Consider the following 24,775-nt stretch of genomic DNA (forward strand, 5'->3'; position numbering starts at 1 on the left):
TGTAGACGATCCTCATTGCCGCGCATCCAGTTGCGCGGTTTCTCAAGCGCTAGCTGCTGGCACTGCTGTAAGAGCGCAGCGCAAACAGCCAGAACACCCGTGACAGACAAACAAACGCGACGGCAAAAAGCAGCGCGCCCATGACTTCCTGCCAGCCGACCATGCCCATCGCCGCCGCAACCGGGACATTGGAAACGAAATACACCGGGACCAGAAACGTCAGGACCATGCGGATCGTCTGCGGAAACGCCGTGACCGGAAACCGCGCGATCTCCATGAGCGTGTAGCTGATGATCCAGACATCACCGATCTTCACAAACCAGATCGACAAGGTGCAGGTAATCAGGAACAACGAGTAGAAAATCGCCACCCCTGCCGCCATCAACCCCAGAAACGCCGCGAGATTGCCCAGCCCTAGCGCACCTTCGCTGTGCATCGCATACACAACGACCGCGAGCCCGATCAATACGCGGGGCAGTTCCCAAAGGCTGATTTTCGAGCATGACACCAGAAACTGGCTGTCGACCGGGCGCACCAGCATGTAGTCCAGATCCCCGGTGCGCACTTGCTCCGACAGCGCATGCAGGCTCGGAAACAGCCAGACCTCAAGCAAACCTTCCAGCACCAGAGCCACGCCGAACAGCGCCAGTACCTGATGCAGGTTCCAGCCGCCCAGACTTCCGACTTCGCTGAACATGGCATCAAGGAAGTACAGCGCCAGGAGCATCCCGACCACCGTGTTCAGGGCATTGGTGACGGCATTGATACGAAACTCCAGTTCCGCAAGCATCGAATGCCTGATCAGCGCCAGCAGCACTTTCAACGGTCGCAGGTTCATATGCCGGCCCCCGAAAAACGCTTCAACCCTTGGCGCCACAGCCCCCGACGCAGCCCCACCAGCAGCACCACCCAGAACAGTTGCACCGCAAACCCCTGCAGCAGATCGCCGTCGGCGGCCTTGCCGATCAGCACCTTGACCGGAAAATCCAGTGAGGCGGAAAACGGCAGCAGCGCCACCAGATGACGGGTCGCTTCGGGAAACAGGTCAACCGGAATCAGCATGCCGCCCAGCACCGTGTACATCGACCAGACCATTGCATCCAGCGCCAGCGAATTGGCCATCCAGAACGCAAGCAGGCCGACGCAGTAATAGATATGGAAAATAATGATCCAGGCCAGCACCAGCGAGACGAGGAACAACGGTAATCGCCAGGCGACAGCTGCCAGGTCGATGGCAAACAACGAGGCGCCGACACAGAACACGGTGATGACGATCGGTGCGCGCACCACCATCTGCCCCAAATGCTCTGCCACGTGAAACCAGAAAGGTGCGACCGGTTTCAGCAGTCGACCGGACAGCGTGCCTTGGCGGATTTCGTCGTTCAGAACGAAGATGACCCATACGGCAGTCAGCTGTCTGACCAGATAGATGCCGAGGAAATACGCCACGAAATCACTGGGCGCATAACCGCCGATGACCTTGTCCCGTGACAGCTCCCACCAAATCATCATCATGAACAACGGTGCGACGCCGCTGATCAACCAGACAAACAACTGCGCCCGGTAGACCACGGTCACCAGCACGCTTGTGCGCAGCAGGCGTCCGGCAATGCCGGGCCACGAAGCCAGCGCAACCATTACGCGTGCTCCTTTGGCAGCAGCAGGCGCGGAAACGCCTGCTCCAGGGAGGGCGTCTGGATCGAGATGTCTGTCACCGGAAAGTTCGCCAGCAGTTGCCCCACGGTGTCGGCGAATTGCTCTTCAGGCACCAACAACTCGGCACTATCACTGTCCAGGCTGAGCAGAGTGCCGTAAACGCTCAGTTCGTCACTGCCCACTTGCGAGGAAAAGCGCAGGCTGACCTGGCGTTCATTGACGTGCGCCTTGACCAGTGCCTGACGTGCGCCATCGAACACCACGCGTCCCTGGTCCAGCACAATGACGCGGTTGGCCAATGCCTCGATGTCCGCCATGTAATGTGAGGTGAGAATAATCGTGGCGCCGGACTCGCGATTGTACTCAAGGAGGAATTTGCGGATGGCGACCTGCATCTCCAGATCGAGGCCGATGGTCGGCTCGTCGAGAAACAGGATACTCGGGCGATGCAGCAGCGACAGGATGAGCTCGCATTTCATCCGCTCGCCCAGCGACAGCTTCCTGACTGGACGCCGAATGATGTCACCGGCCGACAGCAACTGGCACAGCTCATCGATCCGGCGCCTGCATTCGACAGGCGCAATATCGTACAGCGCACCATGAAGATGGAAGGACTCCAGCGCCGGCAGATCCCATGTCAGTTGCTGCTTTTGCCCCATCACCAGGGCGATCGACTTGAGGAACTCCGCGCGCCGCTTGAACGGGTCATGGCCCAATACCGAAAGATGGCCGCCGCTCGGTCGCACGATACCCGAGAGCATTTTCAGCGTGGTGGTCTTGCCCGCGCCATTACCGCCGAGAAAACCGACCACTTCACCCGCGTCTATCGAGAAGGAAACATCCGTAACAGCCGGCACGTACGTCTTCTCGCGACGAAAGTAACGCAACAGGCTGCGCGACTGGTCGTCACGGGCCCGGTAAACCTCGTAAACCTTGCTGATACCACACAGCTCGATTGCTTTTGACATACCTATCCTTGAAATCCCGCATCCTTCACTTCAGTCAACACGCCAGCATGTAACGGTGGCGATCCCTGTATGTTGGCGTACTCAGCCACGGCGAGCCAGCAGTTGATCGTGATGGGCTTGCACAGACAAACCGTCGTCGATCACCAGGCAAACCGCAGGCGCCAGACTCGATCGAGCCAACAGGCCGAGGCCGAGTACTTCTTGCAGTTTGAAACCGGCCGCCTGCAGCAACGCCTTCGTCCGATCGACGTCGACCGTGATCAGGTGCACCAGACACGGCGCCGCCATCAGAGCGGTCGACGCGTTGCCGGGTAACGCCTGACGCTCAAGAAAGGCCAGACGCTGCTGACCGATCATCAAGCGTCCCGGCTCCATTGCGATGCTGACCCGGTCATCCAGGTGTGTGAAGTAATGGTGTTGTTCCTGCTTTGGCCGGGCACAGAGCAATGACACTCCACCGAGCGCAAACAAACCGTTATCCGAGACTTGAGTGGCAAGGTCGCCACCGATGCCGCGCACGTACTCGATGAGCGACACACTGACATCGCCCGTATCACCGGCGGGTAAGTCGGCGATCAGCCAGGCCGGCGCCGTCTCGCCCGCCGGAGCCTTGGCCGACAGGGCCAGGGCTGCGCGCTGCGAGGGCAAAAGGCACGCCAGATGTGCCATCAGATCCGTTGAACACAGCCAGATTGAACAGCCTCGATCGCTCCCCGGCGCGTTGCCCGTGCAGAACTCCAGATACCCGCCGCTCAACCGGAAGAATGCGCTGACGCGGCCATCATCGTGACGCACTTGTCGCGTATGCGCCATGAAGCCTGCGCGGGTGAACTGACCGATGACCTCATCGAACAGGCCTTGCGACACGGGGTAGACGACGTGATCCAGATGGGAAATCACCGGCGCCTTCCCCGCAAAGCACATCGCTCACCCGCTACACCTGGCGACTGCCGCAATGGTTTTTTGCGCTGCGTCACGCAGCTACGCCTGTCGAGGCTTTTGTGCCTCGGGTGCAGAGCGTTACGCCATGCTCGTGCACACCACCACGTTTTTCCTCCTGGCTGACGGCTTGCAGGCCAGCCGCTTCGAAAGCTTCGAGGAATCGGCTTCGTGACCAGCGTGTCAGCTTGACCTCCAGCTCTTGCTCCCATCCCTGCGACTCTTCGCTTTCTTCGTAATAGTCCACCATGACAATCAGCTCGCCACCGGGCGCCAGCAGGCCGGCGGCTTTTTCGATAGCGGCGGTGACGTCTTCGAAGTAATAGAACACCTCCATGGAAAAAATCAGCTCAAACTGCATGCCCGCCGGTGGGCGCCAGTTCATGAAACTCTCGACATCGATGTCGACATTGTTGCAATCCTCGACTCTGGTTCTGCACATGCGCGCCATTTCCTGACTGAGCTCCACAGCCCGGCAATAGCCGTTGGCAAACTTCGAGCGAGCCATATACTCCAGGGCATATCCGTTGCCCGGACCGATCTCCAGGTAGCGACCTGTAGACGATTCAAGCGCGGACAATACCGGCTCGACCCGTGCCCAATGCTCGCGCGCCATGTCCACCGCGCCATCCTCGATGGCCCATTCGTCGAAGAGCGTCTCGACTTGCAGTTCGTGACTCATCCACCACTCCTGTTTACTGCCGGGGTTCGATCCACGCTAGCGGATCCATTGATAAAAATGCACAGCGTTACGGTGCGAGCCAATCACCAGGTGCCCATCATCAGTGAGCAACGGAGAGGAATGAAATCCCGTGTCGTGCTCCAGTTGCCACAAGGTTTGTCCGCTATGTTGCGCCAGGCAGTGCAAACGCTCGTCGGTGCCGACGAACAACGCGTCGCCGCTTGGCAGCACGGTAAAGGGTGTGTAGCGGAACTCGCAGGCGAGATTGACCCGCCACAACATTTTCAGGCTGTGCAGATCAATGCCGTACACGTGACCGTCATTGCTGCCGACGTACGCCACACCTTCCGGTGACAGACTCGGACACGAGACCACGAAACCGTCGGTGTGAAATTGCCGCAGCACCGTACCGTCGGCAGCATCGAAGACAATGATCTTGCCGTCGACTTCGGTGCCGATGATCCCGCGCCCCGAGGCATGATCGATCGCAGCAGTGCCTTCAAACCGGCTGGTTTCGGTAATTCTCCAGCGCTCCTCGCCTTCGGGGCTGAAGCACATCAGCACATTGTCTGTGCCGACGATGACATTGCCGTTCCCGTCCAGTGCCGGCGAGCTATAGAGGTCATCCTCAACCTGCTCGTCGAAGGACTGCTTCCACAGCAACGTGCCCGAAACGTGGTCGACGGCGTAGAGCGTATGGTCGTAGCTGCCGGCGTAGACGATATGTCTGGCGGAGTCGATGGTCGGGCTGGCGTGAAACGGCCCTTGCGCCTGAAACGTCCACAGGCATTCGCCGTCACAGGTTATGCGACGTAGCAGATGGTCCTCGCAGCCCACGACGAAACTGCCGTCCGCCGACACGGCGGGCGAGCTATAGACCGGTCCCTGAGTCGCAAACCGCCACTGCGGCTCGCCGTCACTCAAGCGTACGCACTGCAAGCTGTTGTCCCAGCAGCCGAACAGAATCCGGTCATCAGCGATCCTGCCGGGAATGCTCCATACCCTCTCGTCGCAGGAAACCGTGCGTTGAAAAGCAGGAGGAGCCTGCCAGTTCTTGTGCGAGGTTTCGCGCCAGGGTCTGTGGCTGCGCAGCGCCTGGTTGTTTTTGTACCAAGTGCTTTGCAGGTGCTGCGCATATGCCGTTCCGGGTCCGTTCAGCATGAGGTGTGCCTGGCACTTTCGATACCGCCGCCGTACTTCTCGGAGATTTCGACTTTGTAACCGTTAGGATCAATAAAATAAACGGAACGTGAAGAATGGTATTGAACTTCATAGTCCGGCAGCAACTTTACGCCGTGATCGCGAAGTTGCGTCAGCACCCGATCGAAGTCTTCTACTAAAATCCCGAAGTGGGTAATTTCCAGTCCGTCGTTTTTTACGCCGCGGCCTTCTGCATATTCATGCATGCATAAGTAAAGTGTTTCATTGGCACCGATCGTCATCCAGCGGGTAAATGCGCGAATGCCCACTTCCTTGACTTCGAAGCCAAACACGCGCGCATAAAAATCGCGACTCTCTTCAATGTCGGCGACGTCCAGTTGAATATGATCCACAGCAACTATCTTGATCTTGTCGAGTGCAGCGCTCATTGGACTAACCCTCGATATTCGTCGGGCAATATACCGTCAGCTTGCCAACGGTCGATGCAGGACCTGAAGAAAGGTAATTGTTCTGGAAGGTGCTGTAAGGCGACCTCATAACCGGCGACGCCTGCGGATATATTGGTCGTGTCCAGCGACAAGGTGTCTTTGAATGCCGCCAGTGCCTGATCGAAGTTACCCATTTGCTGATGACAGGCACCGATCATGTACTGCGAATACGTCACGCGTGGAAAACCGATATCGTAAGCTTGCTGATAACGTTGCAACGCACGCTGCCACTGCTGATCCTTGACTTCGATTTCGGCAGCCTCGTGATAGGAAATGCTCCAGTGAGGATCGTAGGCGATCAACTCGTCGGCCACCTGGCGTGCGCTCTCGATGTCGCGGGCGACATAGAGCATTTCCTTGAGCTTGGATTCGTAAACAGTCTTGCGCGCTTCCCTTGCCGGAATACTCGCGCCTTTTTCTCCACGGATGACCGCATCGGCATATTCTTCGGCCAGCAGCATGTATTGTCGCGTGGTTGCCACATCGCCCCGGGCTGCCGGCACCATGGCCAGTCCGCGATAGAACGATGACAGCGAAACCAGATCCACCGGCGCGTCGCTCGAAGCAATCTGCCGGGCGGCCTTTTCGCCAGCGTCGATGAACCATTTATTCAATTCATCATCGATGGAATCGCCTTTCAGTTTCCAGACAATCGCCTGCGAGCAAACGTCCAGAACCCTGGACGGTGGCATACGTTGAGCCTGTAGCAATGCCTTGAGCGCAGTGAAGTCTTGCTGATGCGAAGTGGTCATTTCAAGACGGTTCTGAATGGCAAACCGGGTCAGATGAAATGTCACACGCTGGTCGGGAAACAGTGCCTCGTAAGGTATTTTGGTCAATACCTGATTGGCGTAACGGTACCTGCAACTGGCGGCCAGACACTGTGCAAGGCTCAATTTCTGCACCGGCGGGGCCCATTCCAGCATGTCGGCCAACCACTTGACCTTGGTCACCGGGCCATCCATCGGGTAAGAAAAAAACTCCAGTTCGTCGACACCGATTGCGTGGCGCTGCGCCACTTCAATCAGCGTTGAGGGCTCAAGCAGTTGAGGCACCCGGTAAGGCACCTCATCGAAGTTCTGCTCCGCCAGCCCCGCACACACGGAGCGCGACCAATTCGTCGGATGGGCACCTGAGTCATCATAGAAAAACACGGCGCGCGAAAAAGCATCGTCCAATTTGCTGTGCATATCACTTTCCCTAATGACATGTAGAAACTGCGCTGTCGAGATTAAATACGGCCGAAACAATGCTTCGGCCGTACCTCACAAGACACCGGTATCTTGTGTACAGCGGACAATCAGAGGATGAACAGTGCCGAAAGGATTCGGTTCTGTACGCTATTGAACTTAATCATGTTGAAGCTCCTTTTTAAAAGTATGCATGGCATATCCATGCGATTCCGTTACTTCGTTCACGACCGAATCTTTCAATGCGGCCGAAATGGAAGTTACTGCTTCTCAGAGGATGAACAGCGCCGACAGCATCCGATTTTGTACGCTTTGATATTTGATCATTTCACTGTCTCCATGTGATTTAAAGTTTGCTGCAAATTGCAGCGACGTAAGATTTAGCTGTCGTCCGAAGATACGTCAAGAAAGTTTGTGAAAGGCACGCGCCAGGGCCAAACGAACCTTCTAGTTAGTTCCGTTGGCGTTTTTCGACGTGTATCAATGGTTTAAATGAAAAATAACCCGATCATGTTTTTTGCGATGCGCGACGGTGCACAGAAAGTTACCCGCCGTCGCGCCTCGCAATTTCGGCACCTTCAGCGTTAAAAGGTACAGCAGAAACAAATTGCAACAGTCCGTGGTGAATTGACGCACCTACAAACCTCAACTAGTTTAAACAACCGTCACCGGTGGTAACTGGATGTATCCGCCGTGGGACAGCGCATTCGAATGGAGTTCGACCGGCCGACACCCGCCTCGTCAGCCGTATGATCAGGAGCGATCAACCATGAAGTCCCTTAATCTGGGAATCCTCGCGCACGTCGATGCCGGCAAGACCAGCCTTACCGAACGGATCCTGTTCGATGCCGGTGCGCGTTTGCGCCTGGGCAGTGTGGATTCGGGCAACACCTGCACCGACAGCCTGCTGCTGGAACGGGAGCGTGGCATCACGATCAAATCCGCCGTGGCCTCGTTCGAGCTCAACCACCTGCTGATCAATCTGCTGGACACCCCCGGGCACCCGGATTTCATTGCCGAGGTGGAGCGTACGCTCGCCTTGCTCGACCTCGCCGTCGTCGTGGTGTCGGCCGTCGAGGGGGTTCAGGCGCAAACCCGGGTACTGGTCAACGCCCTGCAACGAATGGCGATACCTCATGTTTTCTTCATCAACAAGGTTGATCGTAAAGGCGCCGATTTCCTGCGCACCCTGGAGGCTCTCCAGGCTCAGCTCAAGAGTCACCCGTTGGCCTTGTGCACTGTGCGAGACGCCGGCACGGCACAGGCCACGGTCGAACGCATTGATCAGGCGTCAGCCGAGGTCACGTCACAGTGGCTGGACGTGCTGTGCGAACACGATGAGACGTTGTTGCACGACTACGTGACGGCGGCGCAGACAATCGACGGTTCGCGCCTTGAACAAGTGGTGCGCGAGCAACTGGGCAGAGGCCTGGTCAATCCGGTGTTTGCCGGGTCCGCCATTACCGGTGTTGGCGTCGCACAGATGATCGAGACGCTCACGCGGTTGGCCCCGGCCAGATGTCACGATGCCGAGGCACCTGTGCTTGCCTCGGTATTCAAGATCGACCGGGGCTGGGGTGGGCACCGGCGTTTTCATGTCTGTGTCCAGGCCGGCGCGCTGCACGTACGCCAATCGATCGAGACGCCGCAAGGCACCAGCCGGATCACCGCCATTCAGGTCTCCGAAAGCGGCGGTCTGCAACCGGCAACGCTTGCCCGCGCAGGCCAGATCGCTTGCGTCACCGGGCTTGAAGGCGTGCGCATCGGCGATCGGATCGGCGCGTGCAGAGAACGCAACACAGCCGCGCGCACCTTTACCCCGCCGGCGATCGAAACCCATGTTTCAGCCGCTTTGCCAGCGCAGACCAAAGCCCTCTGGGAAGCATTGAGCCTGCTGGCCGAACAGGATCCACTGATCGATTTGCGCCGAAACCCGGCGGGGCTAATGTTCGTTTCGCTGTACGGCGAGGTGCAAAAGGAAATCATCCTGGCCACGCTGCAAGAGGAGTACGCCATCGAGGCGGTCTTCGAGGAAAGCTCGGCGATCTGCGTTGAAACCTTGCAAGCGTCTGGTCAGGCCCAGGAATCAATCGATGAACCCGACAACCCGTTTCTCGCCACCATTGGTATTCGTGTCAGTCCAGGGACGGCAGGATCGGGACTCACATTCATTCGTCAAGCCCATGCCGGGCTGATGCCGACGAGCTTCTACAAAGCGATTGAAGAATCGGTCTTCGAGAGTCTCAAGGAAGGCCCGTGCGGCTGGATGGTTCACGATTGCGAGGTGATATTGACCACCGTCGACTATGCATCGCCCTCAAGCACTGCGGCTGATTTTCGACACCTCACACCGCTGGTACTGGCTGCAGCGATCAGCCGCGCCGGCACCGCGGTCTGCGAGCCGCGCAGCCAGTTCAGCATCGAAGTGCCGGCGGCCTTGAGCAGCGCGGTGCATGGTTTGCTGGCCAAGGCCGGGGCCACAATCCATGGCACCACGCTGGACGCAGAGACCGCGCGGATCGAAGGCTCGATCGTCACCACGCGAATCTACAAGTTGCAGCACCAGATACCCGATGTCACCAGCGGCCTTGGTTTTATGGAAAGCCAATTGGCCACGTATACGCCAGTCACGGGCACTGCGCCTCGCCGGGAGCGCACCTTGGCCAACCCTTACAATCGCCAGGATTACCTGCGGCAAGTCAGACTGGGCTTGCGCACCGGACGGCCGGCAAGCAGTGCTTGATGGCTATTGAACCGGCGGCTGGCTGATCTGATTGAGATGACTGACATCGGCGGCCGGCAGGTGCAGTTGTGGCGCCGCCATGATCTCGCGCAATTGCTCGACAGTACTGGCCCCCACCACGGGTGCCACCACCGCAGGTTGCGCCAGCAACCAGGCAAGTGCGACTTGCGTACAGGTGCTGTCGCAGTCCCGTGCAATCCGGCGCAGTGATTCAAGGATCTGCCAGTTGCGCTCGTTGAAGTAATCTCTCTGTACACCCGGCGCGCGCGGAGAATCCGGCAATCCTGCCTGCGGGTGGTACAGGCCAGACAAAAAGCCCTTGGCGAGCGGGTTATACGGCAAGAGTCCGACGCCCTCTTCCACGCACAATGGCTGCAGTTCGGATTCGACACGACACCGTTCGAGCAGGTTGTAGCGTTCTTGAACACTGACGTAGCCGACCAGTGCGTTGCGCTCGCTGATCGCCAGTGATTTCATCAGGCGCCAGGCCTTGAAGTTGGAGCAACCGACGTAACGCACCATGCCCCGCTGCACCAGATGTTCGAAGGCGCGCAGGGTTTCTTCGACCGGAATATCATCGTAGTCATCATGGGCCTGATACAAATCGATGCAGTCGACTTGCAATCGCTCCAGCGAACCCTCCACAGCCTTGACGATGTGCCGCCAGGAAAGCCCCTCGTCATTCGGCCCAGGTCCCATGCGCCCGGACACCTTCGTTGCCAGCAATACCTCATTACGCCTGGCCGTGGTTTGCAACCAGCGGCCGACGAACGCCTCGGAAGCCTTGCCACCGACACCGTCGCCCAGAACCGGGTAGACATCCGCGGTGTCGATCAGGTTACCGCCCGCTTCGACATAGGCATCGAACAAGCGGCGTGAGGTAGGCTCGTCGACCCACCAGTTGCATTGTGCGGTTCCCATCGCAATCGCGGAAACCTTGAGTCCCGAGCGTCCCAGTCGTCTGTAGTTCATGATCGATATCGCCGTCCCTGTTACGAAGCTTCCATGATGTCGCGGGGCAGTATAGTGGAGTCTCGGCACCTGCCCCCTTCAAGGCTGACTGCTTTGCAGGTGTCACAAATACCACCGGTACTCCCGCGCACTGATCTCCTGCATGAATGCCAAATGATCCTGGCGTTTATTCTCGCAATATACATCCACAAACTCTGCGCCCAAGCCCTCACGCAACTGCGGCTGATGCTGCATCGCACGCACGGCTTCTAACATTTCCTTGGGAAAATCGATCCCGCTGTTGCGGTCTTCATTCAGCGGTGTGATCGGTTCTTTAGCCGATTCCAGCCCGTGTTCAAGCCCCACCAGAATCGCCGCCAGCACCAGATACGGATTGGCATCCGCCCCCGCCAAGCGATATTCAACCCGCAGGTTCTTTGCGTCCGATTCCGGAATCCGCAAACACGCATCACGATCCTCAAAACCCCAACTGGCTTTGGTCGCGGTGTTCACCGTGCCGCCCAATCGGCGCATTGAGTTCTGGTTCGGCGCGAAGATCGGCATGCTGTGCGGCAGCAATTCCAGGCATCCGGCGACTGCATGGCGTAACGGCTGCTGCTCATTGGCCGCCAATAGATTATTGCCGGCTGCGTCGTACAAACTGACATGCACATGCATGCCGCTGCCCGGATGTTGCAAGTACGGCTTGGCCATGAAACTGGCGCGATAACCATGCTTGAGCGCCACACCTCGCGTGCTGCGGCAGAATAACGCCGCCCAATCCGCCGCACGCAAACCGTCGTCGAGATGGCCGAAGTTGATTTCAAACTGTCCAGGGCCAAGCTCAGCGGTAATCACCGTGGCGTCGATACCTTGCGCCCGAGTGGCTTCGACCATGTCATCGAGCACCGGCGCGAAGCGTGAAAGACGTTCGATGTGCAGGTTCGGTTGATCATCGGCGTCGTCGGTCAGGTCGTCGCGAGGAAATTGCGGCAAACCGTCGCGCAGCTTTTTATCGAACAGGTAGAACTCCAGCTCAAAGGCCACCACCGGGTGAATGCCTTTGCGCGCCAGGCGCTTAAGCACCTGTGCGAGCACTTCACGGGGTTCGAATTCGATCGGCTTTTCAGTGCCGTCGGAAGTGATCAGCATCTGCCCCAGCGGCTGCGCTTCCCAGGTCACCGGTTTCAGTGTGCCCGGCACCAGACGGCGCACCGCATCCGGATCGCCGTCGTTGAAGCAGTAATCGCCAATCGGGAACAAACCACCCTGCACGCCCAACAGTACGCAATTCTGCGGCAGCTTCAGTACGCTGCCGGCGGCGACTTTTTCGAGCATGTCGATTGGATAACGCTTGCCATAGAAGTGCCCGGGAATGTCCAGGCAAATCAGATCGACATAACGCACCTCGGGGTAGCGTTGGCGAAAGGCACGCACTTCGGCGAGCAGGTCAGCGCAGACAGCGTCCATCGTGTTCATCCTTTGTTGTGATCAGGTGTAGACCCAGAGCACGCGGGTCATCTGCTCGGAGAGGTTGCCGTAGCGGCAGCGGGTATGGCTGTCGAACTGGAAGCTGTCGCCGGCCTTCAGCGTGATCGGTTCTTCGTCGTTGCCCAGCCATAAGGTCAGCTCGCCTTCGAGGACATAACCGCCCTGCTCCGAGCTGTCGGTCAGATGGCGATCACCGCTGCTCGCACCGGCCTCCAGATGGCTTTCGAGCATGGAGAACGAGGCGCGGATCTGCGGCGACACCAGAATGTCGGTGATGCCATTGGCGTAATACAGCGTGCGACGCTCGTCCGGGCGCGTCACCCACGGCAATTCCTTGGGTTTGGGCAGGCTGTAGAAATACGTGGTCGGCACGCCGAAGGTTTCGCTGATTGCAGTCAGGTCCGCCACAGTAGGCCGCGACAAACCGCGCTCGACCTGCGACAGGAAGCCCACCGAACGACCGATCTTGTCGGCCAGTTCCTTCAGGGTCCACTTCTTGTGCTTGCGCAGATCGTGGATGAGGATCGCCAGCGCGGCGATTTCTTCTTGCTTGTTCATGGCCGCGATTCCAAAAAAAGTCTCATCAAATGCTGTCGCGCAGTCGATACCAGGCCTTGCCGATGGCTTCCAGCGGTGCAGCGAAATGTTTGCCACCGGGGAAACGGCCATTGCTCAGGCCCTGGTACAACGCCAATTCATCGCTATCGCCGAGGATCGCATTGGACACCGCACGTGCGGCAGCCAATGTCGGCAGGACGCCGTGCCCCGAGTAGCCTTGCAGCCAATAACGGTTACCCTCGCCGCCAACGTCCGGCGTGCGGTTGATCGTCAGGTCGATATGCCCGCCCCAGGCAAACTCGATGCCGACACCCTGGAGCTGCGGGAACACTCGCTCAAGAAACGGCCGCGTCGCCGCCGCGATGTCCTTGGGCATGCCGCCCAGGTAAGTGCAGCCGCCGCCGAACAACAAGCGGTTGTCCGGTGTGCGGCGGAAGTAATCGAGGACGAACTGGTTGTCGGTCACGCAGACATTGCGCGGCAACAGCGCCTTGGCCTGCTCAGGCGTCAGCGGTGCGGTGGCGACCTGATAAGTGCCCACCGGCAGAATGCAACTGGACAGTTGCGGGTCGAGTTCATCGAGATAAGCGTTGCACGCCAGCACCAGCACATCGGCGCGCACCGAGCCGCGCGCGGTGTTGACCCGGAAACCGTCGCCCTCCTCCTGATAACTCAACGCCTTGCTTTGCTCGTGGATACGCCCGCCGGCCCGCTCGATGGCGGCCGCCAGGCCAAGCGCCAGTTTCAGCGGATTGAGGTGTGCGCCTTGCGGGTCGTACAGCGCGGCCTGATAGCGATCAGTGGCCACCCATTCGGGCAATTGATCACGAGGAATGAACTGCAAGGCATCGTGGCCCCACTTGTGACTGGCCTCGTGTTGCCATTCGCTGAGCAAGCTGACCCGCCGTGGCATCACCGACGTCCACAAATGCCCGGGGCGATAGTCGCAATCGAAACCATGGCGCCCGGGCAATTCGCGCAATTCGTCGGCAGCCCAGCGCATGCCATCCCAAAGCCGTCTGGCCCGCTCATAACCGAGCGCGGCTTCCAGCGGCGGCATATCGCACGACCAGCCAAGAATCGCCTGCCCGCCATTACGCCCCGAGGCCGCCCACGACACGCGACTGGCCTCCAGCACGATCACGCGTTTGCCCGCCAAGGCCAGACGCAGCGCGGTGTGCAGGCCACTGAAACCGGCGCCGATGATCACCACGTCGACGTCATGTTCGCCTTCCAGCGCCGGCCGATGGCGCAGAATATCGGCGCAACTGTGGGCGTAATAGCTGTCGACGTGCTGGCTGGATTGCTGAAACATTCACGACCCCATGAAATTTGTTTCTTGTAATTTCATGAAAATCTACAGAAGAAATTTCACACAGGCAACTCGACCTTCGCGATCAACCCTCCGCTCTTGCGATTGCTCAGCGTCAATTCACCGCCCTGCTCACGGACGATGGCTCGCGCTGCGGAAAGACCCAGACCCACACCGCCGGTGTCACGATTGCGCGAAGTCTCCAGCCGAAAGAACGGATCGAAGACCTGCTCCAACGCCACCTTGGGAATGCCGGGGCCTTCGTCGCTGATCTCGATGCGAATCGAATACTCGTCACGCTTCAACGCAATGACCGGACGCTGCGCATACTTCAGCGCATTCTCCAACAGATTGACGACCACCCGTTTGATCCCCAGTGGCCGGCCTTCATACACCAGATGCGCCGGGCCGCCGAAGTCGACATTGATCTGCTGATCGCGGTAATCATCGACGATGGTTTGCAGCAGCTCCGACAGATCGAACGCCGTGGTCTGCTCGCGGTGGGTGTCTTCGCGGAAGAACGCGAGCGCGGCGTTGATCATCGACTGCATCTCTTCAACGTCGCGAATCAGTTTGCCCTGATGATCGAGATCTTCCATAAATTCGCTGCGCAAGCGCATGCGCGTCAGCGGCGCACGTAAATCATGGGAGATCGACGCCAGCATGTGCGTGCGCTCGGCGATGAAATGCTGGATCTGCGCCTGCATGGTGTTGAAGGCAATGATCGCCTGACGAATTTCGTCGGGGCCTTCGAGCTTGATCGGCGGTGCGCGCAGGTCGGTGCCAAATCTTCTGGCGGCACGCGTGAAGCGCTGCAACGGATTGGCCAGTTGCCGGGTGGCGACCCAGGCGACGAGCAATGTGGCAATCAGTCCCAACGCGATGACGATCACGATACGCACGCCAAATTCCAGACCCCAACTGCGCTCAGGCGGGATAAAGGATAACCAACTGCCATCGACCAATTGCACGACGGCGGCGTAATGCGCCTGGGCACTGCCGTTCGGCCAGTCGCCTGGGCTGAACACCTCGATTTTTCGATCATTGCCCAGCAGTTGCTGCAGCACCGGCACCCTGCTCGCTGGCAGGCGAAGGCCGTCATTGGGCAGATCGAAGTCCGCGCGCTGCGCTTTCCACGACACTTGCAGCATGGCGCTGCTCGCCGCAGCGGCCAGTTGCGGGCGCAGGTTGGCCGGGGCTGCCTCGATCACCCGGGATGTCGCGGCAATTTGCTCGAGCAGGCCGGTGCGTTCAATCGGTGGCCGCGCCCAGATCCCGGCGACTTGCACGAACAGTGCATTCAACGCCAGCGACGCGACCATTGCCGCAATGATCGTCAGGGCGATGCGCCGGCGCAGGGTGTCGCCACGCCACAGTCGGCGAATCACGAGCGGCTGACCTTGGCGGTGAACAGATAACCGCCGTTGCGCACGGTACGGATCAGGTCCGGGCGCTTGCTGTCCGGCTCGATCTTGCGCCGCAGGCGGCTGACTTGCACATCGATACTGCGATCAAAAGCGTCGTGACCATGGCCGTGGGTCAGGTCGATCAACTGCTCGCGGGTGAGTATGCGCTGTGGATGATCGAGGAACACCACGAGCAAATCGAACTCGCCGCCGGACAGCGGAATCATCACGTTTTCCGGTGAGCGCAGTTCACGACAGGTGATGTCCAGATGCCAACCGGCGAAGGCGATCACCGGGCGGGAAGGCTCGACCGGGTTGCGCTGTTCAGCGGCGCGACGCTGCAAGGCACGTACGCGAGCGAGCAGTTCTTGTGGGGCGAACGGCTTGGTCAGATAGTCGTCCGCGCCCAGTTCCAGCCCGACAATGCGATCACTCAGTTCGGCCATGGCGGTGAGCATGATGATCGGAATGCCCAACTGCGCGCGCACCTTCTGGCACAGGCTCAGGCCACTTTCGCCGGGCATCATCACATCAAGAATGATCGTGTCCGGCCGGTTCAGTGCGATCGCCGCCCACATAGCCTCGCCGTGCGGCGCCACGTCGACTTCATAGGCGTGCTGCACGAAGAACTTCTTCAGCAGCGCGAGAATTTCCACGTCGTCGTCGACGAACAGCAATCTGCTCACAGTTACAGAATCCATGCACCAAAAAAAGCCAATCTAAAGCCATTTCGGCGCCCGGGTCATTTATTTCAATCGAGCAACATTTCTACGCAGCAGACATCAAGCGGACATTCTCTGGCAAAACCTCGCGGGCATTCTGCGGCCATTCCAATCCAAGGGGGTTCGCATGAAGCTATTGAACGACAACCATTGCGCCGAGGGGCACAACAGCAATCGTCCCTTGATCCTCAGCCAGCGCACCGCCGCGCTCGGCCCCGACACGCCGATTGTGTTTCAGGAGTCGTGCCTGAGCGTTTCCAGCGATCAGAGCCGCATCGTCCTGCGCCGCTACTTCGAGCAGTTCAGCCCGACCAATGCGCACTGCGTCGAATACGTCCACAGCATTGCTGCCGCCGACCTGATCCAATGGATCATGAGCCACGGCCAGTTGCACATCGAATGCTCGGACAGCATCGCCACGCAACCTCACAAGGAAACCCGTTAATGACCCGCACGCATTCGCTGTGGCTGGCCCTCGCCACCACCCTGAGCCTGTCCGCCTGCAGCAGTAACAAGGTCGAACACAGCGGTTTTCTGCATGACTACAGCGTCTTGGCCGAGCGCCAGTCGCCGTCCGGCCAGCCTGTCCTGGCGTGGGTCAGCCCGGCACTCGCCCGGGGCCGATATACCCAGGTTTACCTGGCGCCAAGCCAGTTTTACCCAAGTGCCGAGCCGACGTCGCGGATTCCGCTGAGCACGCTGTCCGGGGTCACTGACTACTACGATGCGGCGCTGCGACTGGAATTAGGCAAGGTGATGCATCTGGTCAACCAACCGGGGCCGAACACGTTGGTGGTGCGCCCCGCCATCACCCAAGTGGCGACCAGCACTCAGGGTTTGCGCTTTTATGAGTGGCTGCCGGTCACCCTCGTCGCTGCCGGTGTGAGCACGGCGACCGGCATCCGCGATCAGGACAGCCAAGTCGCCACCGAGGTGTCGTTCGAGGACGGTTCGACCGGCGAGGTGATTGCCGAAGTGGTGCGCAAAGGCACCGGTGTGCCGCTGGAGAACGACAAGCAGGTGTTGACCGCCGATGATGTCAAGGTTGTGCTGGATGGCTGGGCCAGCGACCTGCGGCAATCGTATACGGCCATCCGCCGGTAAACACATATCCCCTGTAGGAGCTGCCGAAGGCTGCGATCTTATTGGGACGCGGAGCGTCCCCGGCTGCATTCCCACGCAGAGCGTGGGAACGATCAATCGCAGCCTTCGGCAGCTCCTACACAGGTGTGCAAGGAAAAAAAGCGCCGAGCAGTGAATTATTTCGTGTCCTCATGTATCTGAGCCAAAGAGTACGCGCCATCAAAAAGATGGCATCTACGCGGCACGATGGATCAGCAAAGAGAAGACCCGGATGAAATCACGCAAGAAAACCGTCAAGCCGATCGGCCTGAACGACATCACCATTGTCGACGACGCCAAGATGCGCAAAGCGATTACCGCTGCCGCCCTGGGCAATGCCATGGAATGGTTCGACTTTGGTGTCTACGGCTTCGTCGCCTATGTGCTCGGCAAAGTGTTCTTCCCCGGCGCCGACCCCGGCACCCAGATGATCGCCGCGCTGGCGACGTTCTCGGTGCCCTTCCTGATCCGGCCGCTGGGCGGCTTGTTCTTCGGCGCCTTGGGCGACAAGTACGGGCGACAGAAAGTCCTCGCCGCGACCATCGTGATCATGTCGCTGAGCACCTTCGCCATTGGCCTCATCCCCTCCTATGCCTCGATTGGCATCTGGGCGCCGATCCTGCTGTTGCTGGCGAAAATGGCCCAAGGCTTCTCAGTGGGCGGTGAATACACCGGTGCGTCGATCTTCGTCGCCGAATACGCGCCGGACCGCAAGCGTGGCTTCCTCGGCAGTTGGCTGGATTTCGGCTCGATTGCCGGTTTCGTCCTCGGTGCCGGCGTGGTGGTGTTGATTTCCACTACGCTCGGCGAAGCGAAGTTCGAGGAATGGGGCTGGCGTCTGCCGTTCTTCCTCGCCTTGCCGCTGGGCATGATCGGCCTCTACTTACGTCACGCCCTGGAAGAAACCCCGGCGTTCCAGCAGCACGTCGAAAAGCTTGAGCAAGGCGATCGCGAAGGCCTCGCCGGTGGGCCGAAAGTCTCGTTCAAAGAGGTCGCGACCAAACACTGGCGCAGCCTGATGACCTGCATCGGCGTGGTGGCGGTGACCAACGTCACCTACTACATGCTGCTCACCTATATGCCGAGTTACCTCTCGCACAATCTGCACTACAGCGAAAACCGTGGCGTGTTGATCATCATCGCGATCATGGTCGGCATGCTCTTCGTACAACCGGCGATTGGCTTCATCAGCGACAAGATCGGCCGCAAGCCTTTCATCGTGGTTGGCAGCATCGGTTTGTTCATTCTGGCGATTCCGGCGTTCATGCTGATCAACAGCGGCAAGATCGGTTTGATCTTCGCCGGCCTGCTGATGCTGGCCGTGCTGCTGAACTTCTTTATCGGTGTCATGGCCTCCACCCTGCCGGCAATGTTTCCCACGCACATTCGCTACAGCGCGCTGGCGGCAGCTTTCAACGTCTCGGTATTGATTGCCGGCCTGACTCCGACCGTGGTCGCGTGGCTGGTCGAGAGCACCAATAATCTGTACATGCCGGCGTATTACCTGATGGTCATCGCCGTGATCGGTCTGGCCACCGGGGTGACCATGAAGGAAACCGCGAACAAGCCATTGCGCGGTGCCGCGCCGGCAGCCTCGGACCTCGAGGAAGCCAAGGAACTGCTGCAAGAGCACCACGACAACATCGAGCAGAAGATCGAAGACATCGACGCCGAAATCGCCGCGCTGGAAGCCAAGCGCAAGGAACTGGTGCAGCAGCATCCGCGAATTAACTGAGTCGTTTTATTCACTCATCCAAATCGCCCGGTCAGCCAAATCGGCTGACCGCGGCATCGATGAACTGGCGCACTTTCGCGGTCTTCTGCCGATGCGCCGTGTACAGCAGATGCATCGCTCTGCTCGGCGCCTCAAACCCCTCCAACAACCTCACCAACTCGCCTCTGCGCAATGCCGCTTCAAGAAAGTCGGCAGGCCCCAGCACAATCCCGAAACCATCCACCGCCGCTGACAACAACGCCTTGCTCTCGTTGACGTGCAAGCGACTGCTCACCGGCACGCGCTCGACCTGCGCACCGTTGAAAAACGACCACTCGTGATCGGCAGGCCGTGACCAATAGGCATAACCCAGGCACTCATGTTGTTGCAGATCGGCGGGCACTTGCGGCGTGCCGTGTTCTGCCAGATAGCGTGGCGCCGCGCAGACAATCAAGCGATACGCGGCCAAGGGCCTGGCGGTGAGGCTAGCCGTGGCCAACGGGCCGATCCGGAAAGCCACCTCAAACCCCTCCTCCACCAGATCCACCGCACGGTCTGTCAGGTGCAGATCAATTTCCACTTCAGGGAATTCGCGCAAGAACGCGGTCATGAACGGCATCAGGCTGTACGAACCGAAGGTTACCGGCGCGCTGATCCTGAGCTTGCCGCGCGGCGTGTCATTCATGATTTGCGCCAGCGAATCAGCGGTCTCTGCCTCAGTGACGATGTGCTTGCAGCGCTCGTAGTAGGCCTGGCCCAGTTCGGTCAGGCTCTGCCGGCGCGTGGTGCGATTGAGCAACCGCGCACCCAGCCGCTGTTCAAGGGCGGCCACGTGTTTGGCAACCATTTGCGCCGACATGTCGAGGCGTTGCGCGGCACTGGCGTAGGAGCCCGCTTCGGCCGCCATCACGAAAGCCGCCATGCTGGTCAGCCGATCCATTCGAAACTCCTGTTAGCGAAAGTAAGTAACAGAGTGCAATTTATCTGCATCTGGTCATGAATCATCATAGTGGCTCCCCACCTGACAGAGGAACACACCATGCGAATTGGAATCGTTGGAGCCGGATTCATTGGGCGCGCCGTCGCGCAAATCGCCCTCGCCGCCGGGCACGAAGTAATGCTCAGTAACTCACGCGGCCCGAAGACCATGAGCAGCGTGCTCGCCGGCATCACCGGCTGCCAGATCGGCACGGCCGAACAGGCCACACAGTTTGCCGACGTGGTGTTGCTGGCCATCCCCTACGAACACATCCCGAGCCTGCCGTCAGCCTGGTTCGAAGGGAAAATCGTGCTCGACGCCAACAACTATTACCCCGATCGCGACGGACACATCGCCGTACTCGACACCTTCCAGACCACCACCAGCCGTTTGCTCGCCGAGCATCTGCAGGGCGCCACCGTGGTCAAGGTGTTCAATGCCATCCTCGCCGCGGACTTGCTCACCGATGCCCGCCCGCACGGCTCCAGCGAGCGGCGCGCCCTGCCCGTCGCCGCAGATGACGCTGACGCCAAGGCGTTGGTCGTGGGTTTGCTGGACGAACTCGGCTTCGATGCGGTCGACGCCGGAGGCCTCGATGAGAGCTGGCGATTCGAGCGGGCGAAACCGGCTTACTGCGCGCCGCTGGACAAGTCCGGGCTGGAGATAGCCCTGGCTGCTGCCGAGCGCGAGGTCGAGTTACCCTTGGGCAGTTGGCGGCGCTGATAAAGCCTGAACAGCGTCCAGCCAGTCGTGCTCCGGGTGCAACAGCGTCAAATGTCGAACCAGCCACACGCGTTCCTGCACCGACATCCGCGGTAAAGCCATGGCGAAATCGCTGCGGTCTTTGGCGCGCGTGTGCTTGGCTTTGAACAAGAGAACGGCAGCAGGTCGCAGATACGGAATGCCGGCCGTGCTGCGCATCACCATGTCGGCGCGTGAACAGACAATCGACGGATCGCGTTTATAAACCCAGGTGTCCGGCGTGCCTGGTTCGATCATCACATCCACGCGCCAGGCCTGTGCGGCGCGGTCGTATCCCCAGACCTGAAAAATGTCTGCGGCGGGCAAGCAAATCGCTGACAAAACCTGGAACGTACCGTCCTTCACCGCGTAGAAGTCGAGATCGCTCAGCGCCTGACGAAAACACGCAAAATCCGCCCGCAACACCGTGAACTCCAGATCATTGTGAGTCCGGGTTTGCCGCCCGTGCCACAAGTCCAGCGCCCAGCCGCCGACCACACACCACGGGTAGTTTACCGCGCTCAGACGTCGGGCCAATTCGTCAGGTGTCCAGGGTTGCCATTGCTCTTGATCGGGCACCAGCGGCCGGGCTGTCGTCATGTCTCAGGCTCGTTGTTCTATTGATGTATAACGGGAGTGCGCCATTCGAACCGCTTTCACCACCCGGCTCAAGATTTTTATCAGCTAGCCTTGAAACGGATCGCACGTCATTCAAGGAGCCGTCATGTTCAAGTTCATCAAGACCACCGTGATCGGCGGGCTGCTGTTCATCCTGCCGCTGGTGCTGATTGTCGTGCTGATCGAAAAAGCCATCCACCTGCTGCGCGGGCCGATGGAGAAGTTGTTGCCGATGTTCAAAGGCTATGACGTGGCGGGCGTGACGCTGGTGAGTGTGGCGACGTTGCTGGGCCTGATCGTCCTGTGTTTTCTCGCCGGGCTGCTGGCACGCACGTCTGCGGCGGCGCGGGCGCTGGAGGCCACGGAAAACAAGCTGCTCAGCAACCTGCCCGGTTACCAGTTGTTCAAGGACACCACGGCGCGGTTTGCCGGGCTGGAAAACGAGGACGGTTCCAAGGTCGGCCTGATTGCCGAGGGCGAAGGCTTTCGCCTGTGCCTGATCGTTGAGAGCGTGGATGACTGGCTGACGATTTTCATGCCCGACGGTGGCCCGGCGGGCAGCACTGCCGGTGAAGTGCGACTGGTGCCTGCCGCACACGTCATCGTTACTGAGCTGTCGTGGCTGACCCTGGCTACCGGGTTACGCCGAGGCGGCCGTGGCATGTTGGCGCAGATGCAAGCGTGGGTGCCGAAAGCCTGATCAAGGCGCATTGACCACCACATACGTCACATCACTGCCCTGATACTGCGGCTGGTACCAGGTCGAGCCGCATTGCATGTAGGCGACGTTGTACTGAATCACCTGCACGCAACTGCTGGGCATTTGCGCCGGGGTAAAGATTGCCCCTACCACCGCCGCAGTGGCCGCGACGGTTGCCGTTACCGCCACTGCGGCCGCCACCGGATGGTAGTGATCGTCGTAGCCATAACGGCCATGGCCGTCGACATCAATATCGACATCGCGGCTGTTGTCGATGTTGACGTTTCGGTTGCCGTTGTTGACGTTTCGGTTGCCGTTGTTGACGTTCGTACGGTTACCAACGTTGTTGCCGGCATTGACCCGGTTACCCGAATTGACCCGATTGCCCGAATTGACCCGGTTACCGGCACTGACATTGTTGGTGCGCTGCGGCGCATTGATCCGCTGCGCCCGTTGCGCATTCGGCGCCGGCGCGCGGTTGACGTTGGCGCGGGCATGCCCCTGGGCGCGTTGCCCCCGGGCATCGGCTTCGGCGACATAACCGGCGGTCAGCAGCGTGGCGGCGGCCAGCGACAACAACAAACTCCACGTCATCGACTTGTTCATGTCACTGCCCTCCCTGATCGCTGGCTTGTTTGAACGCAATCGCCACATCGCCTTTGCCCGGTTTGAAGGTGAACTGCGTGTCCGGAATGGTCGGCTTGAGGTTCCACTGATACACCGCGCTGTACTCGGGGAAGCTCTTATCGTCGGTGGTGGTGATCACCAGCTTGCACGGCAAGGGTTTGTCGGAGCGGGTCAGCCACAATTGCCAGTCGATGCCCTCTTGGCGAAACGCCAAATGGTCGCAGAGCTGGCCTCTGATGACCGACGGGCCCACGTACAACGCGGCTTTCAAGGCATCGATCTGCGCCTGATCACTGCCGAACAGAAACAGGTCCTCCATCGGTACCTGCACACCGTAGAAGTTTTCGACCTTGTGCAGGGTTTCCGCCACCGTGGCCGGGGCGTCGACGGTGGTGTAGTACTTCAGGTATGGCGAATACTGGGTGAGTTTTTTGCCGTTATAGAAAAACTCGCGGGTGCGCACATCGCCTTCGCTTTTCGCATACAGGCGATCATGGCCGACCACTTTCAGGGTGTTGGCGGACTCGGTCTTGATCTTCTGCCCGGACTCCAGAACCGTGTCGCGCGAGACTTGGGCGTCGACCTGGAATTTCGGCAGGCTGCGCAGGTAATCGCCCATATCGATGAGCTTGTCGACCACTTGCGGGTTGATCAACGGCGCATCATCGGTGGCCGCGTGAGGGGGCGCCGCCGGCGGGTCTTCGGCGCGGACTCCCGGCGCGAGAACCAGTGTGAACATCAGGCAGACAATACTGGCTGGGGCTTTCATCGGTTCCGCTCCTGTCCCTGCGTGGGCGTTGCGCCCGAAGGGCGACTGACTGACCAGCCTAGACGTCCGCTAAGGTGTACGCCAATGCGTCAGCGAGAGGGATGAGTGTCACGGTAGATTTTCTTTGCGCTGGCTCTCCAGAAGCTCGGTGATATCGGCCGGTTGATAGACCCAGCCGATGAACAATTCATAGCCAACCGCCAGAATCACCGGCCCGGTGAACAAACCAATAATGCCGCTGGTGACCATGCCCCCTAGCGCGCCGATCAGGACTACTGGCATCGGCACCGCGACGCCGCGTCCCAGCAGCATCGGCTTGAGCACGTTGTCGGCAAGCCCGGCAATCGCCATCCACACCGCAAAGATAATCGTGCCGGCGCTGACCCCGTCCACGGCGAAGACATAAATCACGATGGGCAGCGTGATCAGCAACACCGGCAATTGGGTGATGCCCAGCAGCAGCACCATCAAGGCGAGAACACCGGCCGCCGGTACGCCCATGACCACCAGTGCCACGCCGACCAGCAGCATCTGAATAAAGGCGATGCCGACCACACCCTGTGCCACGGCGCGGATGGTTGCCGTGCACAGTTGGGCAATCTGCGGGCCGCGCACCGGCCCGGAAATACGTGTGGTGACTGCAACCGCTGTGCGGTGGCCGCGCTCGCCGTGGTGCATGATCAACCCGGCAACGATCAAGGCAATCACAAACACCACGATGCCTGCGCCGACGCCGGCGGCTTGATGCAACACCACTTTGCTCCAGTCCTTGAGGTGTGGCGCCAGTTCCTGAAACACCCAGCTCAGATCCTGTGACGCATGCATCCAGATGCCGTAAAGCGGCGCGCCAATCAACGGCCAGCCTTCAACACTGGCCGGTGGCGGCGGTATCTCGAACTGCCCCGCTTCGAACGTGTGCATGCTGCCCTTGATCGAATCGGCGATCGAAGCACCCAGCAGGCTCAACGGCAGCATCAGAATCACCAGGCCCAGCAGCACCAGAATGATTGCCGCCCAACCGTAGCGATTACCGAGTTTGGCGCCCAGAGCCTGATTCAGCGGATACAGCGTGACGGCCAGGATCAGCGCCCAAAGCATGACATTGAGAAACGGATGGAAAATGTCGTAGCAGAACAGCACCAGAACGGTGATCAGGCCGGCTCGAATGAGCACGTCGAGCAATGCTCTGGAACTCTGAAACGTTATCAGCGGTTTGTCTTCCATGTCGGCTCTCCTGA

Annotated in this window: 25 protein-coding genes; 6 read left to right on the plus strand and 19 right to left on the minus strand. The window is 59.5% G+C overall.

Annotated features, from left to right (window positions below):
- Window positions 1–49 precede the first annotated feature (49 nt).
- From J0G10_RS16210 to J0G10_RS16245, 8 genes are all read right to left on the minus strand, one after another.
- On the minus strand, window positions 50–838 hold the full coding sequence (locus J0G10_RS16210) for an ABC transporter permease (protein ID WP_095049032.1): 789 nt from the start codon (window positions 836–838) through the stop codon (window positions 50–52).
- Window positions 835–1,638 (minus strand): ABC transporter permease, encoded by an 804-nt coding sequence (locus J0G10_RS16215; protein ID WP_095126026.1) that lies wholly within the window; start codon window positions 1,636–1,638, stop codon window positions 835–837. The genes J0G10_RS16210 and J0G10_RS16215 overlap by 4 nt, the downstream gene beginning before the upstream one ends.
- Window positions 1,638–2,624 (minus strand): ABC transporter ATP-binding protein, encoded by a 987-nt coding sequence (locus J0G10_RS16220; RefSeq protein ID WP_095049034.1) that lies wholly within the window; start codon window positions 2,622–2,624, stop codon window positions 1,638–1,640. Before J0G10_RS16220 ends, J0G10_RS16215 begins: the two co-directional genes overlap by 1 nt.
- Before the next feature lie 81 nt (window positions 2,625–2,705).
- Entirely contained in the window at window positions 2,706–3,524 is an 819-nt protein-coding gene (locus tag J0G10_RS16225; protein ID WP_141231859.1) for a hypothetical protein, read from the minus strand.
- Between the two features lie 73 nt (window positions 3,525–3,597).
- Window positions 3,598–4,245 (minus strand): class I SAM-dependent methyltransferase, encoded by a 648-nt coding sequence (locus J0G10_RS16230; protein WP_095049036.1) that lies wholly within the window; start codon window positions 4,243–4,245, stop codon window positions 3,598–3,600.
- A gap of 36 nt (window positions 4,246–4,281) precedes the next feature.
- Window positions 4,282–5,406: a PQQ-binding-like beta-propeller repeat protein gene (locus tag J0G10_RS16235; RefSeq protein WP_095126028.1), complete on the minus strand. Its 1,125-nt coding sequence runs from the start codon at window positions 5,404–5,406 to the stop codon at window positions 4,282–4,284.
- Window positions 5,400–5,834, minus strand: a complete 435-nt coding sequence (locus J0G10_RS16240) for a VOC family protein (RefSeq protein WP_095049038.1) — start codon at window positions 5,832–5,834, stop codon at window positions 5,400–5,402. The genes J0G10_RS16235 and J0G10_RS16240 overlap by 7 nt, the downstream gene beginning before the upstream one ends.
- Window positions 5,831–7,084, minus strand: a complete 1,254-nt coding sequence (locus tag J0G10_RS16245) for a tetratricopeptide repeat protein (RefSeq protein WP_220556224.1) — start codon at window positions 7,082–7,084, stop codon at window positions 5,831–5,833. Before J0G10_RS16245 ends, J0G10_RS16240 begins: the two co-directional genes overlap by 4 nt.
- Window positions 7,085–7,853: 769 nt before the next feature.
- On the opposite strand from J0G10_RS16245, the gene J0G10_RS16250 reads away from it, so the two are divergent.
- Window positions 7,854–9,827: a GTP-binding protein gene (locus tag J0G10_RS16250; protein ID WP_220556225.1), complete on the plus strand. Its 1,974-nt coding sequence runs from the start codon at window positions 7,854–7,856 to the stop codon at window positions 9,825–9,827.
- Window positions 9,828–9,830: 3 nt separating this feature from the next.
- Here J0G10_RS16250 and J0G10_RS16255 read toward each other — a convergent pair whose 3' ends face one another.
- The 6 genes from J0G10_RS16255 to J0G10_RS16280 form a co-directional block, all read right to left on the minus strand.
- Complete coding sequence (locus J0G10_RS16255; RefSeq protein WP_245397983.1) at window positions 9,831–10,799, minus strand: aldo/keto reductase; 969 nt, start codon at window positions 10,797–10,799, stop codon at window positions 9,831–9,833.
- Between the two features lie 102 nt (window positions 10,800–10,901).
- Window positions 10,902–12,248: a glutamine synthetase family protein gene (locus tag J0G10_RS16260; RefSeq protein ID WP_220556226.1), complete on the minus strand. Its 1,347-nt coding sequence runs from the start codon at window positions 12,246–12,248 to the stop codon at window positions 10,902–10,904.
- 21 nt (window positions 12,249–12,269) lie between these two features.
- Window positions 12,270–12,827 (minus strand): helix-turn-helix domain-containing protein, encoded by a 558-nt coding sequence (locus tag J0G10_RS16265; protein ID WP_220556227.1) that lies wholly within the window; start codon window positions 12,825–12,827, stop codon window positions 12,270–12,272.
- Window positions 12,828–12,852: 25 nt separating this feature from the next.
- Window positions 12,853–14,142: an NAD(P)/FAD-dependent oxidoreductase gene (locus J0G10_RS16270; protein ID WP_220556228.1), complete on the minus strand. Its 1,290-nt coding sequence runs from the start codon at window positions 14,140–14,142 to the stop codon at window positions 12,853–12,855.
- Between the two features lie 56 nt (window positions 14,143–14,198).
- Window positions 14,199–15,527, minus strand: a complete 1,329-nt coding sequence (locus J0G10_RS16275; protein WP_220556229.1) for an ATP-binding protein — start codon at window positions 15,525–15,527, stop codon at window positions 14,199–14,201.
- Complete coding sequence (locus J0G10_RS16280; protein ID WP_095049046.1) at window positions 15,524–16,246, minus strand: response regulator; 723 nt, start codon at window positions 16,244–16,246, stop codon at window positions 15,524–15,526. Before J0G10_RS16280 ends, J0G10_RS16275 begins: the two co-directional genes overlap by 4 nt.
- Before the next feature lie 148 nt (window positions 16,247–16,394).
- On the opposite strand from J0G10_RS16280, the gene J0G10_RS16285 reads away from it, so the two are divergent.
- From J0G10_RS16285 to proP, 3 genes are all read left to right on the plus strand, one after another.
- Window positions 16,395–16,712, plus strand: a complete 318-nt coding sequence (locus tag J0G10_RS16285) for a hypothetical protein (RefSeq protein WP_220556230.1) — start codon at window positions 16,395–16,397, stop codon at window positions 16,710–16,712.
- Window positions 16,712–17,371, plus strand: coding sequence for a DUF3313 domain-containing protein (locus J0G10_RS16290; RefSeq protein ID WP_220556231.1), 660 nt, complete (start codon window positions 16,712–16,714; stop codon window positions 17,369–17,371). Before J0G10_RS16285 ends, J0G10_RS16290 begins: the two co-directional genes overlap by 1 nt.
- A gap of 250 nt (window positions 17,372–17,621) precedes the next feature.
- Window positions 17,622–19,124 (plus strand): glycine betaine/L-proline transporter ProP, encoded by a 1,503-nt coding sequence (gene proP / locus J0G10_RS16295; protein WP_093431427.1) that lies wholly within the window; start codon window positions 17,622–17,624, stop codon window positions 19,122–19,124.
- A gap of 31 nt (window positions 19,125–19,155) precedes the next feature.
- Here the strand turns inward: proP and J0G10_RS16300 are convergent, their stop codons facing one another.
- Window positions 19,156–20,043, minus strand: coding sequence for a LysR family transcriptional regulator (locus J0G10_RS16300; protein WP_095049048.1), 888 nt, complete (start codon window positions 20,041–20,043; stop codon window positions 19,156–19,158).
- A 99-nt stretch (window positions 20,044–20,142) separates the two neighbouring features.
- On the opposite strand from J0G10_RS16300, the gene J0G10_RS16305 reads away from it, so the two are divergent.
- A complete protein-coding gene (locus J0G10_RS16305; protein WP_220556232.1) occupies window positions 20,143–20,805 on the plus strand; it encodes an NADPH-dependent F420 reductase in 663 nt (220 codons plus the stop codon).
- On the opposite strand, the gene J0G10_RS16310 is transcribed toward J0G10_RS16305, so the two are convergent.
- A complete protein-coding gene (locus J0G10_RS16310; protein ID WP_095049050.1) occupies window positions 20,779–21,423 on the minus strand; it encodes a nucleotidyltransferase domain-containing protein in 645 nt (214 codons plus the stop codon). The genes J0G10_RS16305 and J0G10_RS16310 overlap by 27 nt on opposite strands.
- Window positions 21,424–21,547: 124 nt before the next feature.
- On the opposite strand from J0G10_RS16310, the gene J0G10_RS16315 reads away from it, so the two are divergent.
- Complete coding sequence (locus tag J0G10_RS16315; protein ID WP_095126035.1) at window positions 21,548–22,141, plus strand: DUF502 domain-containing protein; 594 nt, start codon at window positions 21,548–21,550, stop codon at window positions 22,139–22,141.
- Here J0G10_RS16315 and J0G10_RS16320 read toward each other — a convergent pair whose 3' ends face one another.
- The 3 genes from J0G10_RS16320 to J0G10_RS16330 form a co-directional block, all read right to left on the minus strand.
- The gene (locus tag J0G10_RS16320) at window positions 22,142–22,747 is read right to left on the minus strand and encodes a hypothetical protein (protein WP_220556233.1); all 606 of its coding nucleotides are present in this window, start codon (window positions 22,745–22,747) and stop codon (window positions 22,142–22,144) included. It lies immediately after the preceding gene.
- A gap of 1 nt (window position 22,748) precedes the next feature.
- Complete coding sequence (locus J0G10_RS16325) at window positions 22,749–23,537, minus strand: DUF2092 domain-containing protein (RefSeq protein ID WP_220556234.1); 789 nt, start codon at window positions 23,535–23,537, stop codon at window positions 22,749–22,751.
- Between the two features lie 108 nt (window positions 23,538–23,645).
- On the minus strand, window positions 23,646–24,761 hold the full coding sequence (locus J0G10_RS16330) for an AI-2E family transporter (RefSeq protein ID WP_095126038.1): 1,116 nt from the start codon (window positions 24,759–24,761) through the stop codon (window positions 23,646–23,648).
- Window positions 24,762–24,775: the final 14 nt, after the last annotated feature.

It is taken from the genome of Pseudomonas germanica, from assembly GCF_019614655.1.
GTDB classification, from domain to species: domain Bacteria; phylum Pseudomonadota; class Gammaproteobacteria; order Pseudomonadales; family Pseudomonadaceae; genus Aquipseudomonas; species Aquipseudomonas neuropathica.